13 protein-coding genes are annotated in these 18,729 nt (G+C 58.3%); 4 read left to right on the forward strand and 9 right to left on the reverse strand.

Annotation, left to right across the window (positions count from 1 at the left end; all coding sequences use genetic code 11):
* The first annotated feature begins 105 nt into the window (after positions 1 to 105).
* The 4 genes from PVA01S_RS09090 (at position 106) to PVA01S_RS09105 (ending at position 4,623) form a co-directional block, all read left to right on the forward strand.
* Positions 106 to 963, forward strand: coding sequence for an ATP-binding cassette domain-containing protein (locus tag PVA01S_RS09090; RefSeq protein ID WP_127606982.1), 858 nt, complete (start codon positions 106 to 108; stop codon positions 961 to 963).
* Positions 954 to 2,669, forward strand: a complete 1,716-nt coding sequence (locus PVA01S_RS09095; RefSeq protein WP_127606984.1) for an ATP-binding cassette domain-containing protein — start codon at positions 954 to 956, stop codon at positions 2,667 to 2,669. The genes PVA01S_RS09090 and PVA01S_RS09095 overlap by 10 nt, the downstream gene beginning before the upstream one ends.
* Positions 2,670 to 2,844: 175 nt before the next feature.
* On the forward strand, positions 2,845 to 3,855 hold the full coding sequence (locus PVA01S_RS09100) for a MerR family transcriptional regulator (protein WP_127606986.1): 1,011 nt from the start codon (positions 2,845 to 2,847) through the stop codon (positions 3,853 to 3,855).
* 60 nt (positions 3,856 to 3,915) lie between these two features.
* Positions 3,916 to 4,623: a class I SAM-dependent methyltransferase gene (locus PVA01S_RS09105; protein WP_127606988.1), complete on the forward strand. Its 708-nt coding sequence runs from the start codon at positions 3,916 to 3,918 to the stop codon at positions 4,621 to 4,623.
* Between the two features lie 28 nt (positions 4,624 to 4,651).
* Here the strand turns inward: PVA01S_RS09105 and PVA01S_RS09110 are convergent, their stop codons facing one another.
* From PVA01S_RS09110 to PVA01S_RS09150, 9 genes are all read right to left on the reverse strand, one after another.
* Complete coding sequence (locus PVA01S_RS09110) at positions 4,652 to 5,839, reverse strand: glycerate kinase family protein (protein ID WP_127606990.1); 1,188 nt, start codon at positions 5,837 to 5,839, stop codon at positions 4,652 to 4,654.
* Positions 5,840 to 5,982: 143 nt separating this feature from the next.
* The gene (locus PVA01S_RS09115) at positions 5,983 to 7,080 is read right to left on the reverse strand and encodes a CdaR family transcriptional regulator (RefSeq protein ID WP_127606992.1); all 1,098 of its coding nucleotides are present in this window, start codon (positions 7,078 to 7,080) and stop codon (positions 5,983 to 5,985) included.
* 325 nt (positions 7,081 to 7,405) lie between these two features.
* The gene (locus tag PVA01S_RS09120; RefSeq protein WP_244932929.1) at positions 7,406 to 9,844 is read right to left on the reverse strand and encodes a WG repeat-containing protein; all 2,439 of its coding nucleotides are present in this window, start codon (positions 9,842 to 9,844) and stop codon (positions 7,406 to 7,408) included.
* 163 nt (positions 9,845 to 10,007) lie between these two features.
* Complete coding sequence (locus PVA01S_RS09125) at positions 10,008 to 10,838, reverse strand: hypothetical protein (RefSeq protein WP_127606994.1); 831 nt, start codon at positions 10,836 to 10,838, stop codon at positions 10,008 to 10,010.
* A 371-nt stretch (positions 10,839 to 11,209) separates the two neighbouring features.
* Positions 11,210 to 12,406, reverse strand: coding sequence for a sn-glycerol-1-phosphate dehydrogenase (locus PVA01S_RS09130; protein ID WP_127606996.1), 1,197 nt, complete (start codon positions 12,404 to 12,406; stop codon positions 11,210 to 11,212).
* 103 nt (positions 12,407 to 12,509) lie between these two features.
* On the reverse strand, positions 12,510 to 13,997 hold the full coding sequence (locus PVA01S_RS09135) for an SH3 domain-containing protein (RefSeq protein ID WP_127606997.1): 1,488 nt from the start codon (positions 13,995 to 13,997) through the stop codon (positions 12,510 to 12,512).
* A gap of 119 nt (positions 13,998 to 14,116) precedes the next feature.
* Positions 14,117 to 15,526, reverse strand: coding sequence for a sedoheptulokinase (locus PVA01S_RS09140; RefSeq protein ID WP_127606999.1), 1,410 nt, complete (start codon positions 15,524 to 15,526; stop codon positions 14,117 to 14,119).
* Between the two features lie 104 nt (positions 15,527 to 15,630).
* The gene (locus PVA01S_RS09145) at positions 15,631 to 16,563 is read right to left on the reverse strand and encodes a manganese-dependent inorganic pyrophosphatase (protein WP_127607001.1); all 933 of its coding nucleotides are present in this window, start codon (positions 16,561 to 16,563) and stop codon (positions 15,631 to 15,633) included.
* Positions 16,564 to 16,675: 112 nt separating this feature from the next.
* Positions 16,676 to 18,634 (reverse strand): ATP-dependent DNA helicase, encoded by a 1,959-nt coding sequence (locus PVA01S_RS09150; protein ID WP_127607003.1) that lies wholly within the window; start codon positions 18,632 to 18,634, stop codon positions 16,676 to 16,678.
* Positions 18,635 to 18,729 lie beyond the last annotated feature (95 nt).

The raw sequence follows: 18,729 nt of genomic DNA on the forward strand, positions 1-18,729 counted from the left end.
CCTCTCATTTTTGATATGGTTATATCGTTAACCTATATTAACACAATGTGGTTAACAATTCGAGAGTGCCTACAACATTTTTTTTATACGGAAAGGTCGTTTATTATGTCTGTTTTCTCCCCTCTGATTTCTATACATGACGCCTCCGTTCACTTCGCTTCCGAATCGGAGGGCGTGCGCAAGGCATTAAACGGCTTCTCGCTGGACATCCGCCCCGGCGAATGGATCGCCGTCACCGGCTCCAACGGCAGCGGCAAAAGCACCTTGGCCGGCATATTGCTCGGCAGCTGCCCGTTGTCCCAAGGCCGCGTCATCCCGAGCGGCCGCGTCGTCGTACGCGGCGTGATGCAGCATCCGGATGCGCAGGTGCTTGGCGACACGATCGAGGAAGAGTTTCACTTCGTCCTCGGCGCCATCGGACTGCCGGCGGACGAATTCGAACGGCGGCAGCACGAAGCGCTGCGGCGCGTCAGGCTGCCGCTGCCCGCTTCCACGCCGATCGGGGAATTGTCGGGGGGTCAGAAGCAGCTGCTGAACATCGCCCTGGCGCTCGCCGTTCGTCCGGATGTGCTTGTACTGGACGAACCGACGGCCATGCTCGATCCGGACGCCCGCGGGCAGGTGCTGGAAGCGGTGCGCGAGGCGCACCGGGACGGCGCCGCGGTCGTCTGGATCACACACCGGCTGGAGGAAGCCGCGGCAAGCGAGCGCGTCATCGCTTTGAACGAAGGCGCCCTCGCGTTCGACGGCTCGCCGCGCTTGTTTTTGTACGGCGCGGAGCGGCCGGAATCGCTCGAACGGCAGCCGTCTGCGATTCCGGCCGCGCCTTGCGAGCGGCTGGCGCTTGAGCCGCCCTTCGTCGTGCGCACGGCGGCGGCCCTGCTCCGGCGGGGCGTGCCGCTGCGCGAGCTGCCGCTGCATGCGGACGACTTGGCGAAGGCGGTGGTGCCGCCATGCCGCTAAGCTTGGAGCGCGTGGCCGTCGCCGCGCCGAACGATCCGCAGCGGCTGCTGCTGAACGGCGTCGACTTAACGCTCGCGAACGGGACCGTCACGCTGCTGATCGGTCGGACCGGCTCCGGCAAATCGACCTTGCTGCAGACGCTCGCCGGGTTGAAGACGCCGACTTCGGGCGCGGTTCGGCTTGACGGGGAGCCGCTATGGCGGAAAGGCCGCGTCGCCAGCGCTCATTTGCTTCGGCTCGGTCTCGTGTTTCAATTTCCCGAGCAACAGCTGTTCGCCCGCAGCATCCGGCACGAGTTCGCATACTCGCTGCGGCCATATAAGCTGAAGCCCGAGGACTGCAAGCGGCGAATCGCCGACGCGCGGGCGGAGTGGGACTATAGCGGCACGTTCGAGCCGGACCGCTCCCCGTTCGCGCTTAGCGGCGGCCAGCGCCGCCGGCTCGCCCTGGCGAGCACGACGGCGACGAAACCGGATTGGCTGCTGATGGATGAACCGACCGCAGGTCTGGAAGCGGCTGCAGTGCAGGAGCTGCTCGCGTTCATCGAACGCCGCAGACGTGCTGCGAGCCGCGGAGGCATCGTGATCGCCACGCACGATCTCGACACATTCCTGCCTATCGCGGATCGCGTCATTGTGCTGCAGGACGGCGGCATCGTCGCCGATGCCACGCCGGAGGCGTTATGCCGCGAGCCCGGTTCGCTGCAGGACGCCGGCGTCGGCCTGCCGAGCTGCGTTGCGCTGGCGCAGGCGTTCGCCGCGCACGGACTGCGTCTGCCGGCCGACCGGCTCACGCCGGAAGCGGCGGCTGATGCGATCGTCGCCGCGCTTGCGGGCACGGCCGTGCCGGAAGCGGAAGCGGCTGCCCCGGCTAGCCCGGCAGCGCAAGCTCCGCCTGCGGGCACAGCCGGCGAGAAGCTCGCGCAGACGCGCATTTCCGCAGAAAGCGCGCCTTCTTCAATCGGGTACCGGCTCGACCCCCGGTCGAAATGGCTGCTGTACGTGCTGCTCGTCATCGGCACGATGATGCAGCAGCACTGGACCGGCCTTACGGTCGCGCTCATCCCCGTGCTGCTCGGCTTCGCAGGCCTGCCTCGGCCGGTATGGGCCGGCCTGCTGAAGTTCGCCCGCCTGCTGCTATTATTTTTTGCGATCTCGGTCACGCTTGCGGGGGTGACGTTAACGACGGGAGACGGATTTCCCCGGATCGGTTTCTCCCAGGCGCAGGCGATGACAACCGGCTTCAACGTATTCCGCCTGTTCGTCGTCACCCTCGCCAGCTTATGGTTCGCCGTCACGACGCCGTACGGCCGCATGGTCGAAGGCTTAAACTGGGCGCTTGCCTATGGCAAAAAAGCCAAGCTGCCCGTCGATTCGTTCGCCCTCGCCGTATCGCTTATTTTTCGTTTCATCCCGATGATCCTGAACGAATGGCAGCGCTTCTCGGACATCGTGCGCGCCAGAGGCAAAGCTCCGCTGCAGCCGGGCACCGTCAGGCCACGGGATATCCCGGCGCTGATCGTGCCGCTGCTGCTGTCTTTGTTTCATCGCGCCGAGAATATGACGATCGCCATGGAAATGAAAAAAATCGGACGGCGTCCGCTCGTCTCGAGCCGCAGCCGGCTGCTTGTCTGGACCCGCGCCGATCGGCTCGCCGTCGTCTTCGGCCTCGTATGGCTGGCCGTATTGATCGCTTTGCGCAAATAACGGAACGCTGAGTACGCGTTGGGCCGGCCTGTATAACGAAGGCCGCTTTCGACATTCAACAATCGAAAGCGGCCCTTTTTTTCCGGCCGACGTCCACCCCCCATTCGTTTCCGCACCGGATCAGCTGTACCTTCACCTTGGGTCATCATTTATACTAGTTGGGGGAGGCGGCTCTATGAAAATTAATGATCTTGCCAGGCGTGTTAACGTAACGCCGCGAGCGATCCGTTTATATGAACAGAAAGGATTGCTTAAACCGCAGAGAAGCACCGGCAACGGTTACCGAACTTACACGGAGCATGATGCTTGGCGGCTGCAAATGATCGCTTCACTCCGTGAAATCGGATTGGGCTTGAATCAAATCCGCAAGCTGCTGGATAAATACGATCAGGGCGACACCGCAGAGGTGCATCATGATCTTGAAATGCAAAGAATGTCCATGGTTTCAAAATGGGTGGAGCTGAAATATGCCATTGCCATGACCGACGAATTAATTGCCCGTCTTGAAGCCAAGCAGGGGCTGCACCTCGAGGATTTGTTCCAGCTTGCGGAAGATTTCAAACATCAAAAAGGCCACTCCGCATGGCAGGATAAATGGGGCTTCGACCGCATAGCCGGCGATTACGATCAATCCGCCCCTTTATTTGCGGCAGGTCCGTTTATTTCCGCACAGGAATATGAAGCCGTGTTGGAATTTATGCGGCAGTGGGTGGCCCCGCAGCGTGACGAAGCGGGTTTGGATATCGGCACGGGAACCGGCAATCTGGCGGGCAAGCTTCTGGCAACAGGCGCTTCCATGCACGCCATCGACCAGTCCAAGGAGATGCTTGCCCGGTGTCGGGACAAGTTCCCCCAGCTGCCGACCAAACTCGGCAACGCGCTATCCCTTCCTTTTCTGGATAAGCAGTTTCACTTTGTGGTCACCGCTTTTGCTTTTCACCACCTTGACGAGGCGCAGCAAATGCTTGCATTGGAGGAAATGAACAGGGTTCTTAAACCGAACGGGCGAATTTGCATATCCGGTCTCATGTTCGATCATAACCATAACCCTTTCCAAGCACGGTCCGATAAACACCCCTCGGATCGCTCCAAACTATTGGAGTGGTTCCACAACCACGAATTCATTACCGTTCAACATCAGATGAATCCATGGGTCCATGTGATCTACGCCGTCCGGAAAAATTAAAGCCTTGACCTTCACCCAAGGTCAACCCCCATTCTGGATGCAGGACTAAGCACTGGGAGGATGACAGGGATGCCGGATCATGACCACATTTACACGAACGAAGCGGCACAGTACGATTTACTCATATCGCGGGAGGACTGCCGGCACAACATCATGGAAACTTTCCGCAGGCTCCTCCCGAATCTCGAGCATCTGGACGTCGCGGATATAGGCGCGGGAACGGGAAGACTATCCTGTTTGCTCGCTCCGTATGTCCAATCGGTCGTCGCCATAGATGCCTCGCAAGCGATGCTGGACATCGCCGCAGACAAACTGAAGCGTACGGGACTAACGAATTGGGAAACCTGTGTGGCCGATAACCGGCGCTTGCCGCTGCCCGATCATTCCGTTGATGTCGTGACAGCCGGATGGACGATTTGCTATTCGGCGAATTCCAAGGTCGATCGATGGAACGTTCATTTGGAAACGATCCTTGCGCAAATTCAACGAATTTTACGCCCGTCGGGAACGGCAATCATTATGGAAAACTTCGGAACCGGCGACGAACAACCGAATCCACCGGATTTCCTTACAAGTTATTTTCATGCGCTGGAGACGGAATACGGATTTTCACATGCCTGGATTCGAACGGATTACCGATTCACATCCGTCGACGAAGCGGAGCGGTTATCGAGGTTCTTCTTTGGCCCTGATATCGCGGACAAAGTAAGCGCCGCCAATCTGCAAACCGTCCCGGAATGCACGGGTGTATGGTGGAAGAGGGTATGAATGACAACCAGCGGCTTCGCTTCCTGATTCACGCACGATTTCCCTTATCACCTGCGTTGTTGTCATTGTTGCACCCAGGACTCACCGCCTGGATCAATCTGAACAATTGCTCGGCGGTGCGCCTCAGATTATAACGCGCTTCGTCAGGTTCCATGGCTTGTTCGAGCGATACGGGACCGTTGACAATGGAAAAAAACGAGGTAATCCCCAAGTCGTTCAGGCCGGAAGCCTCTTTCGTTACCCCGCCTGCCAGCGCAATGACCGGTATGCCGTGCTTTTGCGCAAGCCGGGCGACACCTGAAGGGGCTTTCCCCATGGACGTTTGTCCATCCAGCCTTCCTTCCCCGGTGATCACGATATGGGCGCCGTGCAGCTTCTCCTCCATGCCGATGATGTCCAGCACCAGCCCGACTCCCGACTGAAGCTTGCCTTGCAAAAAGACGGCAAAAGCCGCACCGAGTCCGCCCGCCGCTCCCGCTCCCGGAATGTTCTGAACATTGACGCCGAACGCCCTCTGCACGACGCCGGCGAATCCGGCTAATCCTTCGTCCAGCACCTCTACCATCTCTGGACTCGCACCCTTTTGCGGCCCAAACACATAAGCGGCACCGTCCGGTCCGTACAGCGGATTGTCTACATCGCAAGCAATCTTGAATACGCATTGTCCTAGCTCCGGGCAGGCATGGGCCGCATCTATGCTGCGGATGCGCAGCAAGGCTTCCCCGCCATGGCCTGCATCGTTCCCCGCTTCATCTGTGAACCGGTAGCCTAAGGCTTGAAGCATGCCGATTCCCGCATCGTTCGTGGCGCTTCCGCCCAGCCCGATCACAAACTCGCGGCAGCCTTGACCGATCGCGTCGAGAATGAGCTCGCCCACGCCGTATGTGGTGGTACGCAGCGGATTCCTGTGCTCTACGGGCACAAGCGGCAGCCCGCAGGCGGCCGCCACTTCGATGACTGCCGTAAGTCCATTCCCCAGAATACCGTAGGATGCCTGTACAGGCTGCTGAAGCGGTCCTGTCACCTGAACGGAGCGGATCTGGCCGCCCGTAGCGGACACAAGCGCTTCAACTGTGCCTTCCCCGCCGTCGGCAAGCGGCAGGATAACATTGTCCGCCTCCGGGTACACCTCGTTAATGCCTGCAGCGATTTCTGTACTGGCTGCCATGGAGGAAACACTGCCCTTGAACGAATCGATCGCAATCACGACTTTCATATGATCCCGCCCCTTTATCCCTGATGAATAGACCCATTATATATGAATAGTCCCATTATAAGAGAACAGGTTCCGAAGCGGAACGTTCCGCGTACCAAAGCTTGCTCCTCCTTTTTGTTACAAGTACTGAATGTTCCCCTCGCTTACACATCTTCATCTTGAACCAGCAGCGCCAGGTACATGCTGACCGAGTCGCGGAACTGTCTTGGATCCAGCCCGGTTTTTTCCGCGATTTTATCCAGCCTGTACTGCAGCGTATTCTTGTGCATATACAAGGCGGCAGCGGTTTCTTTAAGCGATAAATTATGCAAAAAATACGTCCTCAGCAGCATCCGCTCTTCCGAAGTAAGCCCGCCCAGCCGTTTGCCGGCGAAGTCCCGCTTCACCCCCGGATCCAGGCCTGCCAGCAGCAGCCCTAATTCCAGCGATTCGTATTCGCAAATCCGCTCGCCGATGGATACCGCATACTGCAAAGCCAACCTTGCGTGCCGATACGATAAAGAAAGTTGTTCCCAAGCCGCTATACTGCCGATCCCGACCGTCAGCTTGTCCGGCCCGTGCGCCGGATGCGCCGATATGTCCTGCACGATGGCTTTATAACGGGATTGCCCGGCTATCGCAATGTATTGATTCGGGAACAGATACGTATACAGCTTTAAATGCCATTGCTGGACGACATCATGCATGGAATATGCGCTGCCCGAACGTTCTCGTCCCGGTCTGCGGTCTTCAACGACAAGGACAAACGCGCCCTCTTCCATGTCGACGCCAAGCTGACTCAGCCTTCCCCGCCAGCCATGCGTTTCCTCCGCGGCCTCGCCAAACACCAGCAGCCGGGTCACCGCCGAGCGCAGCTCATCCTGCGACTGCGTTTCCCGTGCCAGCATTTGTTCCTTAATCAGAACTTCCGTAATTTTCGTAAGCAGGAAGCCCAGGGAACGGCATTCGTCGGGGTCCCCCGAAATGCCGATAACGCCTATACGCTGACCGTCAATGATAACGGGATAATTGATACCTTGACGCGAGCCTAAATAAGCTTCGGATGCGGTTACCTCAATCGGCCGCCCTTCCCCGTGCACCTGCATCCCCGCCTGATGAAACGTGCCGATCCGCTGCTTGTCGGTACTGGCGATAATTTTGCCGTCCGGATTAATGAAATTAACGTCATGCCCGATGACTTCTTTGGCAGCTTCCACAATGGCTCCGGCCAAAGCTTCGCTCATTCGAAACGAAGAATACATGTTTCTATTCCCCCAAGTGTATGGTAAACCTCCGGAACTTCCATGTGGTCATTCCCCGTCTTTCAGCCGAATGCTTGCTAATAACGGGCTGCCGGGTTCGTGCCATTCAGTGATTGAGTATATCGTAAATAATAAGAAAGATACGGTCAACCTGTCCGGGACGATTTCTTGCAAGCTGCCGCTTAAACAGTATACCTCATTCGCTATACATCCGGACGAATCCCGGTTGCCGGTTGAGCATGTTCTTCATAAAAATACCGCCGAGGAGGTTCGTTCGGCTGCTCCAGGCGTCAGCCGAATGGTCTCGGCGATCGTTCTTCACGCATTATCGATGAAACGCCTTCCAGAATGGCTTATCGGTGCCGAGAATGCTGCGGATCTTCGAGTAAGGAATGCGGAAAGTCGGAAAACCGGCTGCATATGGCGCGATATCATACGGATTGAAATAGATGTACAGCGCATCCCCTTTGACGTAAAACGGCTGATTCGGCGCTATGCCTTTGTAACTGTCCGGAAAGACGTAGTCATACTTCGGATCGGTCCGGATTTGCTCGCCGATGATCGCGCTGAGCGTCTTCACATAGTCGGCGCCGGTTTTGAATAAATCTTTCAGCTCGTAAAACCGCCCGCTCTGCAGGTCGACATGGGGGTAAATCCGGCTGGGCATGCCGTGTGCCGCGCCATACGGGTAGTTGTATCCCGTAAGCTCCAGCACGAGCAGCCGTTTACGGAAGAACGCGACTTCATATTCGCCCGTATAGCTGTAGATCAACTGCTCTTCGCCGATCGGCTTCACTTGCGAGAGCTCTGCCAGCTTTTGATTCGCTTTTCGCTGCGCCAATGAATTTTGCATGCCCTTGATCTGCGGGTAATAAACGAGATAGTCGCGGTTCGGCTTATACTTGAGCTCATGCAGCTCGTACGACCCGCGCAGCTTCAGCGTTTGGCTCGGTTCCCAGACGACGCGCTCCGCAGCGTCCAAATACGACGTTCGCCGGTCGACGTTCGCCTGGATCAGCGGGCCCATCAACGTCAACGTCCCGCTGCCGGGGACGGAAGGCAGTCCCGGCGCCGGACGTCCGCCGGTGTCGATGAAATAGGTGTTTCGATCGTCGTAAACCGAAGCTAGTCCTTGGGCATACTCCTGAACCCCGTAAAAAACCGGTTTCGTCAAAAAACGCCCGCGGTCGTCCGCAATCGCATATTTCGATCCGATAAAAGGCTGACTGGCATCGATCGGGTAACCGACGGCAAGCCGATGCTCGCCAAGCTGATCCAGTCGGTTGTATTGAGGCTTCAGCACGTATTCGCCCTTCGGGTCGATCAATCCGTACCGATCGCCCAGATCCCATTCCATATTTACTACCGCGCGCCCGTCCCGGAAGGGCTGCGCGAACACATACTGCGGAGCGATGACAACCTCGCCCTGCTCGTTCATATACCCGTACTTGCCGCCCTTCTCCCGCTTGAATGTGAGCAAGCCTTCCCCAAGGCCACCGGCATATTCAAGGTTGTACGTATGCAGACGATTGCCGTCACGCCCGATTAGCGCATACTCCCCGTCTTTCACCTTGACGACGGCTTTGCCGTCCTTGAAATCTCCGGCACTTTCATATACGAAAGGAATCGCTTCGCCGCCCTGCAGGTTCAAATAACCGTATGGGCCGGCGGCCGAACCGGGCGCGGAAGCCATTGCCAGCCCGTCACGGTAAGGACTGATGAAGCTGTACGCCTTCGCCGTCAGCACGGAGCCTTGCTCGTCGATCACTTTAAAGCCGTCGCGGTCGATCGCGATCGCCCGGCCTTCGGTGAACGGGGATATCGAATCAAACTTCGGCTTTACGCGGTACTGGTTTCGGCGGTCGATAGCCCCGCTGCGTCCGTCCACACTGACGATCGCCAGTCCGTTGTCCTGAAACGGATTCGCTTCATCGTATTGCGGCGAGATGATCATTTTTCCGTTGAGATTGATATATCCCCACTTCGTACCGTTCTTTGTTTTCTCGGCTGCGGGATAGAGCTCGCCCGCCCGCATGAGTTCCCCGGATTGTGCGGAATCCCCAGCTTCGGACTGTCGGGCTTTGTTCCGGGCCTCTTGCAGATGTTCTCCGTAGAACGAATAACCCGGATACATCCACGCCAACCGTTCATAGTACTGGGCGACCTTCGGAAAATAATACGGATATACGTCGTAGGCGGGAACGAGTTCTCCTTCCTGAAGCCGGTACACGTCAACATGGTAAGCTTCTCCCGTGTCGTGCGCCCATAACGCAAGCTCTGCAATACCGTCACGTTCGTGCGCGCCAGGCAAATCCGCCGCTTCCACATACGTGAACGATACCCCCGCCGGAGCGACGTCCTTCGCCGTACCATCCTGCCAATCGTAAACGGAAAGCTCGGATCCTATAGCCCCGACCTGCCAGCCGACGACAAGATCCATCCGGTTTCGGCCGGTGACCGGAGCGGCCTGCAGCGTACTGACCGAATAACCGTTCCCCTTCAAATCCGCTGCCGGCCGCCAGTCCGCTCCGACCGCTTTTAGAACAAGAACATGGGCATCGCTGCCCTTACGATACGCAGCCGCAATCTCGGACCGTCCGTCCCCGTCAAAATCCGCTGCAACCCACATGGGATGTCCTGTCTGCCCGTACCGGATCAACTCCGCCCCCTCCGGCAGGAAGGCTTGCGCCCAAGCGGTCGCTTTACGCTCGTCATACGCCATCTTCACACGCTCCCCTCTCAATATGCCTGCTGCTACTAACATATGGGCGATCTCCCCGATTGGTGAGTACGTGCATAGTTCCGCTGCGGCGATTCACGCCTGTGCTGCCGGATACTTTGCTGAAGTCTGGACCATGACAAAACGGCCTGCCCCTTGGGCAGACCGCTTGAGCTTTCATGAGGTTGGATTCGCAGTCAGGCCGCGCTTACGCTCCCGACGCTGCAGCAGGCGCAGACTCGGCTGGCGCAGGCGCCGCAGACGATGCCGGCGGCGTTTGGCCGTCATGCTTGCGTTCGACGAATTGCTTGAGGGCCTCGTCCATGTTTTCTTTCAGCTTGGCGATCAATTGATCTTGAGAAATTCCTTTTTCCTGCGCGATTTCAGACAGCGACTTGCCTTGCTGCAAGGCCGAAGTCAGCTCTTGCTGGGTGATGCCGAGCAGGGTCGACAACGACTCCGGATTGCCGAACATTCCGAATCCGCCATGCCCGCCGTGTCCGCCCTTGCCTCCGAGGAACCCGCCCGGGCCTTTCCCCGTGCCGTTAACCGCCTGCTTCAGACGATCCGCCAAGTCCGTTTTGTGCTTATCGGCTTGCTCTTGCGTGATCGTACCGGCGCTGACGGCGTCGTCCAATTTTTGGGTCTCCGCTTCGACCAGCTTTTGCACGAACGCCTCTTCGCTTAAACCCGCCTTCTCCTGCGCGATTTGGGCGAGCGTTTTTTGCTGCTGAAGCTCGCTTTGGATCACGGATGCCTCAACTCCGAGCACAGTCGCCGTTTCCTCGATGATGCCGCCCTTCATGCCGAAGCCTCCGCGCCCGCCGCGCTCGAAGCCTTGCTCGCCTCCTTCGCGATTACCGCGTTTGCCGAAGCCGTGCTGGCCATTCGGCTTCTGCGCCTGGCTGCTGCCGTCCGTCACGCTCGTGTCCGCCGCCGTGTCCGCCGCGTAAGCCTGCGTGTAGTACAACCCTGCGCCTCCGAGTAAGAAAGCTGCTGCTACCGTACCTGCTGCGATTTTTTTGCCAATCGTATTCATGTTCATTTCTCCTTTGTGTTTTCGTTTAGTTTTTGTTCTACACTTTGAAGTATAGGCGCCCAATCTTAAACGAACATGAAGGATAGCTGAGCGCTGCTTGAACGTTGGCTGAAAATTGGCTGAAAACGTCAGGATTCTTGATTTATTCATCGTGCTTGAAAGGCAGCCACGGTAACGAGTCTTGCCGTTTCTCTGCTGCGGTATGGGTAGCATTTCCAGCACTGCATGCAGCGTAGAGCCCTTAAAGAAGACACCATTGTTCCGCTATCTCCTGCTAGTTCTATCATGTTGCAATAGTAAAATGCCGGCGGTAATCGGACTAAGCTTACTATAAAGTATAAGATTACGGATGAGATTACGGATCTCTAAGTTTATAAACGACATGACGATTGCTCCGATGCATGAACCGCATGCAGCAGCGTGAATCGATTCGGCCTTACCCGGGGCGCTTCGCGCAAGCTTCTGGACAGCAATTCGTCGTCGATGCCAAGCTGATCCGCCGTTTCCGGACCACCTGCTTGCAGCAGCAGCCGCTTCAGTTCATCGGCGGTTGGAATCTCGCGCACACCGCGCCGCAGCTCTTCGCCGTGGCCCGCGGCAAGCTTGTCGAACGACTCGTCCGCGGCGAGCCGGTGATAGGTCTGCGCGATGACCGCGCAGGCAACGCCCACCTTGGCGCCATGCAGCAGCTGCTTTCGGCCGAGACGCAAATACTCCATCTCCCAATAGTGGGATAAATGGTGCTCTGCCCCCGACGCCGGATGCGACTGCCCGAACAGCTGCATCGCAAGCCCTGACTCGATCAGCGCGTTCATCAGAATGCGTAGGCCCTCCGTGCTTCGCTCCGCGATCGCTTCCGCGTTCCGGACGCAAGCGAGGAGCGCTTGCTTCGTAATTTGCGCGGCGGCCGGACAATACGGCTCGTCCCGAACGAGATGGCCGAAGCGCCAGTCGAACAGCGACGTGTACTTGCCGAGCATGTCGCCGAAGCCCGCCGCCACCAGAGGCTGCGGTGCCTCGATCAACACGTCGAGGTCGGCGAAGATAGCATCCGGCGCGATCGCAGGAATCGTTATTTTCTCTCCGCCGAAGATGAGCGGCGCGCCAACGGAAGTAAAGCCGTCGACAGACGGGGCGGTCGGCACAGAGATGAACGGCTTGCCCATCTTGAAGGCGATAAACCGAACCATATCGTGCAAGGTGCCGGACCCGACGGCCAGCAGCGCATCGGTCCCCTCTTGCGGGATGTCGAGCATGAGCCGAATTAAGCCCGCTTCGTCGGCCACGACGTCTCCTTGCGCATCCGGCTTCGCCCCGGCGAGTACGGTGCGAGTACCGGCTGCGGCAAGCTCTGAGGCGAGCCTGCCGCCCGCTGCGCGATAGGTGTTCTCATCGGACACGAGAGCGACCTGGCGGTAGCCGCGTTCTTTCAGATAAGGCGCCGCTTCGAGCAGCGCACCTCTTTCCACAACGATCCGGTCCAGCGTTAGCGGATGATGCTTGCAGCAGGGGCAGCCTGCGGCAAGCGAAGATATAGATCGGACCTGTGACGGTTCCAGTTCCTGCATGCATAGTCCTCCTCAACAGGGTAGTCTGTTTACTCTAACCGACGAAAGGACAGCCGTACGCGTCGCATACGTCTGTCCTTCTCGTCGGATTCGGGATGCCCCGTTACCGGGTCAGGCTTCTTCCTTGATCGCTTTGCAGTCCGCCTGTGCCAAGGTAGCCTCCCGGAGCTATCACAATGCCAAAGGTCTGCCAAACAAATCGGCCGCTCATCTCCAGCCGGCGCACTTCTTCATCGCGGCTTGCCTCGACGAAATCGACCGGTTTCACCGCATGCAGCTGCAGCAAGTAGCTGCCCTGCGGGACTTGGTTTCCATCCAAGTCGTTTTGGTTCCACGGAATGTCTGCGAGGAAATAAGAGCCGTTGCCGGGAATCGACGTCGCGGGCAGCGGCGGAAGCAGCCCCTTCCATACAAGCACCTTGCGCTCGCCCGCCATCCGGTACAGCTGCAGTTCAAATTCGGCGGGGCCGGTCAAGGTGACCGCTTGCTTACTCGTATTCGTCAACGAGACGCCGAGCTTAAGAGCCTCCCCTACAGGCATGGCCCCGATTTCAATCGTGCCGTCGGCGCCGGGCAGCGTCAGCCCTTCCAGCTGTAAGGAGGGCGATAACGGGTATGTATGTCCGCCCAAGGAACCGATCTCCAGCTGCCTGAACTTCCATTCGGCGGCCACACGCTGCGGCTGCCCTTCGACGGGAGCGCGATAGGCGCTTGGGTCGGGAACCGGATACAACCAGACGTCGCCCAGCCAATCGCTCTGGATACGCACCCAATTGCCGGCTTGCCCGACCACTTTCACCTGCTGCGGGGCCACAATCCCGAGCGGCTTCGATTCGAACGACGGATATCGGTACAGCTTCGTTTCCTGCGTGAGCCCGATCGTCCGGCTGACGTCATCCGCCTTCGCAGGCAGCGCGATGCGGGGATTCACCCACTTCGGTCCGAGCCAGGTCGGAATGTGGTACCAGCCGCCCGCGCTTTCGTAGGCGGCGACCTCTTGCGGCGTCAGCTCCGCGACGACCCGGGAGTCGGCGTCGGGGCGGTCGAACACCGGGGTAACGCCGGTTAGCGCGAGCGATTCCTCCTCCGTCCGGACATCGAGCAGCAGGTCGCCGGTGATGCGAATCCATTTTTCTCCCAGCCACGTGTCGATCTTGTAAAACGAACCGGCAATCGCAAGGGCCGGCACGGTCTGCGGCGATAGCGTAATCCTGGTTCGACTGCCGCTGTCGGGCCGATCGTACAGGGGTGTCTCCGCCAACAGCGCGATATGGGTCGCGGCGAGCTGCTCCTGACCGGCGAAGTCTTCGTCGCGCAGCCGTATCCATTTATCCCCGCGCCAAGTGTTCACGAGGTACCACGTTACACCGTCCGTTCCACGGGAGTCCTCGACCCCCCGGATGTACACCGTTTGGGGCGATAAACGCAGGTCGGATACGGCCCTTTCGTTCGGAGCCTCATAGACCTGCGTCTCCGTCTTCAACGCCACTTCAGACGGGTAGGGGAAGCTCGCTTCCGCTTCCTGCTGCCGGACGCCCGCCCCCAGCAGCAGCAAAGCTGAAATCAGTCCGAGTTTGCAAAGCGGATGCATCGTAACTCTCCTTTATATTCGGATCACTTCCACTTTCGTAAACGCGGCTGGCAGCGAAAAAGTTCCACCCCTATGTTTCCAGCCGATACTGTCCTGACACGCCCGTGCGCTTATTCGAGTCAGGTCTGATCGAAGCCTCTATGCATCCCGAGCAGAGCCGCTTCATGGTCGTCGTAATAGCCCGCAGCCACCGCCGCATGAAGGGCTGCGCCAAACGCCGCCTCCTCCTCCACGTCTGCGACGAATAGCTGCTGCCCCAGCCTCGCTTGCAGCAGCCGCCGCATCGCCGGATTGCGGCGTATGCCGTTGCCCGAAGCGCTGACGGACGTCACGCCGGCACGCAGCTGCTGCGGGATCGCCTCCACGAACCCGAGCAGCTCCTCGATGATCCCGTTCATCCATCCGACGATCAGATGCTTCGGCGTCAAGTTCGACGGCCGCAAGCCGGTGATGTAACCCGTCGCTCCCGGCGACTGCCGCGTCCCGTACAACAAAGTCCCGACCTGCGGCCCATTCGCAAGCCCCGCCGGGAAGTCCGGCCCCGCTTCCGCCATCGCCTCCAGCGCCAGCTCGTTCATACGCGCGTACAAACTTCGCCCGTCGCCAAACTCCGGCATAAACGCACGGCACGTCTCCCGGAAAAACCGCTCCAGCAGGGCGTACGACTTGCCGCCGTTGAGCGATGCGCCGACCAGCAGATAACCTCCGCCCGGGCAAGGTCGCGCTTCGATGCCTTCACCTTCCATCGCTTCCGGCGAGAAGGCGGATACCTGCGCACCGGTGCCGATATTGAAGAGCAAGCTCCCCTTCAGCGTCTTCACCGCGCCGAGGAAACTCGCCTGGTTGTCGCCGATCGCGCAGGCGACCAGCTTGCCGTCCGGCGTCCGGCCCGCCGTGTCGCCGGCACCGGCCACCCTCGGCAGAATGGCGGCGTCGAGCCCCGCCTTCGCCATCGCCGATAGATCGAATCGCTGCGCTCCGAGCGAGAACAGCCCGAAGCCGGCCGCATTCGAAGCATCCGTCACGGGGGCGGCCGCGCCGCAAAGCTTCATCGCCACGTAGTCGCCGATCGCGCACAGCGCCACGGCCTCAGCAGGCACTTCGCCATGCGCGGCATTGTAGGCATGCGTGACCAGCCCGTAGCCGGTCGCCAGGCGATAGCCGGTCAAAGCTTCGAGTCGGGCTGCGTACGTGCTTCCCCCCGCATCGATAAGCTCCTCGCCGCGCCGGTCCTGCCAGGTGACGAGCGGTCCGACCGCTTGTCCGCTGCCGTCGACATAGACGATGCCGTGCATCTGGCACGAAATGCCGATGGCGCCTACATGCCGCCATTCGTCGCCGCATTCGGCAATCATGGATTGCACGAGCCGGACAATCCGATCCGGCTGCTGCAGCGCCTCCCAACTGCGGGAGGACGCAAGCCCCGCATCGTTCGGACGCGTGATCGTCCGAAGCGCTTTTCCGCTAAGCACATCCGCAATGATCAGGCACAGCGACGTCGTACCGATATCGATTCCCGCAGTTTGCATCCCGCTTGCGCTCCCTTCCTTGAAATCACCTGCATACGCTGCCACCCTTGTTCAACGCCAAAAGGCTGCCGAGCATATTCGCCAGGCAGCCTTCATGATGAAACTTACAGCTTGTTGAACGCTTCGGTCAATACCGGAACGATTTGCGATTTACGCGAGACGACGCCTTTCAGCAGCGCCTTGTTGTCGTCCAGCTTGACGTTGTACGCCTGCTCGACCGCATGAGCCGCGCGACCGAGTGCAAGTCCGACGGAATCGTTGTTCAGGATATCCGTCACGACGAATAAGAACAGATCCAGACCCTTCTCGGCGATAATGCCGTTCAGTGCCGCTTCCAATTCCGCTTGACGCGCAAGCACATCGTTCGTGTCGACGGCGTTGACTTGCGCAATCTCAACCTTGTAAGCGCCCATTTGGAATTCTTTCGCGTCCAGCGAGATCAGCTGGGCGATCGTTTTGTCGCTCAGATCGGCTCCCGCTTTCAGCATTTCCAAACCGTAGCTCTCGGCGTTCACACCGGCGATCTCGGCCAATTCGCGAGCGGCGGCTACGTCTTCTGCCGTGCAAGTCGGGGATTTGAACAACAAGGAATCCGAGATAATCGCGGACAACATCAGACCTGCGATGTTTTTATCGATGGCTATGCCGTTTTCCTTGTACATTTTATTCAGGATTGTTGCCGTGCAGCCTACCGGCTCAGCGCGGTAGTATAGCGGATGGCTTGTCTCGAAATTTGCGATCCGGTGGTGATCGATAACTTCGACAACGCGCACTTGATCGATGTCGTTAGCGCTTTGTTGACGCTCGTTGTGGTCGACCAGGATCACATTCTTCGCTTCGCCGGCTACCGCTTCAACCAAACGCGGCGCTTCTACGCCAAATTGGTTCAATGCGTATTGCGTCTCCCCGTTTACGCTGCCCAGACGGACTGCTTCGACGTTTTGGCCTAATTTGGTTTTCAAGTCGGCGTAAGCAAGCGCCGAGCAAATGGTGTCGGTGTCGGGGTTTTTGTGCCCGAAAATAAGTGTTTTTTCCATGATACGGCTCCTTATGCGTGTATTGGCGAGAACGGCATCTCGTACTATGTAATGCCCATACTCGATTATAACGTGAAATGCTCCTCATTCCAATGCCTTTACACAGATTTGTTTACACCATTTCGAGCGATTCCTTCAACCGGACAGCTTCCGGCAGCAATCCCATCACTTTCGCCCGCAGTTCCGGACTCTCGTGCAGCTCTTCGCTTAGAATGGCCACGAGGCCGCGGTCGTCACGGGAGCGGATCAGCCGCCCGATTCCCTGCTTGAGACGCAGCAGCATATAAGGCAAATCGACCTCTTCATACGGAGATGCCGCCGACTGACGCTTCGCCATAAACACCGGATCTTGAGGCGGCCAAGGCAGCGACCATACGATGACGTTCGACAGCGACGGTCCGGGCACGTCGAGCCCCTCCCATAAGCTGACCGCGCACAGCACGCTCAGTTCGTCCTGTTGAAACGACGAGATCAAATGGCTGATCTCTTGGTCGCCCTCGAACCAAAAGCGCATCGCCGCGCATTCCGGATAATAAGCGACTTCGCGTTTAAACCGCACCAGCTCGTCTTTGGACGGGAATAAAATAAGCGCCCTGCCTTCCGTATGCTCCAGCAATTTGACGGCGGTTTTCATCTTCTCCGAGAACGTCCCCCGGTAAGACCATTTGGGAGCGATAACTTCCATTTGATGCTCGTACTCATACGGCGAAGCGACGGAGAAAGACAAGTAACGCTCCACCCCGAGGCTGTCCGTCACAAAATCGAAGGAACCGTCCACGGATAACGTAGCGGAAGAGAACACGATCGGCATATTTGCCGAAAAAACCCGTTCGCGCAGCACTTCCTTCACGGTTCTCGGCATCATGACGAGAGTAAGTCCGTTCACGCTTTCCGTCGCCCAGCAAATGAGCGATTCCGGCTGCCCGAACAAGCTTAAAGCCTTCTGCATCATCTCCAGATGCTCCTCGACGATACGCAGATGGTAGGCGTTCAGGGTGTACAGCTCGCTCTCAAATACAAGCTCTTCCTCAATCGCCGTGAGAATGCTGCGGAACCGGTCCACCTCCTCAAGCAGCTGATCGCTCAAGACGATCTGCTTCCGGTCGGAGCCGGGGATTTCCCGGCTTTGCCGCTCCAGGACGCCGAACATCGCTTCGCTCTGCTCAATCGCCTCGTCGATCAGCACCGCGAGCGATTCGCGGATTTCTCCTTTTAACAAACGCGTAATCAGTTCTTCAAATACGACATGCTTCAGCTTGTAGGTCAGCGCCTTCTGGGCGGCCGACTCCAGCAAATGTCCTTCATCGAATACGACGGCGCAGTGGTCCGGCAGCAGCGGCAGCTGGCCTTCCCGCTTTCTTCCCTCATACGTCCACACATGCTCCATGTAGAAGTCGTGCGAGCAAATGATCAAATCGCCGGACCGCCGGTAGTGATCGCGGGAAAGCGTCTGCCCGCAGCGGTGCCTTTTGTCGCAGACGAAGCAGTCCTGAAAGGCGTCCCAGCCGATTTTGTTCCATTGCTCATCGTTCAGGTGCGGGTAAAACTTCCGGTCGCCGTAAGCGTAGAACGATTGCAGCGCTTCGTGCGTATGCACAAACTCCGGCAAGCTCTCGTACAGGTCCTTGTACATCTCGACATCCTCGTATCCGAATCTCGCCTCGTCGAGCTTGACCAGACACACGTACTGATCCGGCGATTTGCCGAGTCTGGCGTCTATGGCCATACCCAGATGCCGGGCCAGCTTGGCGATATCCCCCTCGGGCTTGACCAGCTGCTCGATCAACGATTCGTCGGCACAGGCGATAACCGCCGGCTTCTGCATATAACGCGCGTAACAGATCGCATACAATAAGTAAACTAGCGTTTTCCCCGTCCCTACGCCCGCTTCCGCGAAAATGGCCTGTTTCTCGGCAAACGCCCGTTCCAGCTGAAACGCCATATAAATTTGCTCGTCGCGAACCTCGAAGCCCGCTTCCGGCAATATATCGTAAAACACATCCGCGATCCATTCCGCAACCTGCTGAATGAACGGCTGCGAACGGTCGTAAGCAAAAGGATACCGCTCCACTATGATTTGGCCTCCATCCAAGTAAATTCAAGGAAGAAAACCATATTATCACACGATCCGCGTATAAAAGCAAAGAAAAAAGCAACCGGCCGCCC

The sequence above is a fragment of the Paenibacillus validus NBRC 15382 genome (genome assembly GCF_004000985.1).
GTDB lineage: Bacteria > Bacillota > Bacilli > Paenibacillales > NBRC-103111 > Paenibacillus_G > Paenibacillus_G validus.